1 protein-coding gene is annotated in these 282 nt (G+C 65.2%); it reads left to right on the forward strand.

Translation table 11 applies throughout. The features are described from left to right. Positions 1-207 (forward strand): hypothetical protein (locus tag JHD64_RS21705; RefSeq protein WP_199055805.1); only part of this gene is annotated, 207 nt, incomplete at its 5' end. Positions 208-282: the final 75 nt, after the last annotated feature.

The following is a 282-nucleotide window of genomic DNA, read 5'->3' on the forward strand; positions in this document are numbered from 1 at the left end:
CCCCCCCCCCCCCCCCCCCCCCCCCCCCCCCCCCCCCCCCCCCCCCCCCCCCCCTTTTCAAGCAGAAGACGGCATACGCGATCCTTGTTAATGTCTCGTGGGCTCGGAGATGTGTATAAGAGACAGCGTGGGCTCGGAGATGTGTATAAGAGACAGGTGCAGTACATGGCATGGTCGGCATCGCGCAGCAGCTCTTCTGCCTTGTGATAATGCTCGCGGTCGGCCAGCACCACGCCGACACTGGCGGTGGAGAAGACTTCACGTCCGGCCAGGATCACCGGC

It is taken from the genome of Aquitalea sp. ASV15 (assembly GCF_016429115.1).
GTDB lineage: Bacteria > Pseudomonadota > Gammaproteobacteria > Burkholderiales > Chromobacteriaceae > Aquitalea > Aquitalea magnusonii.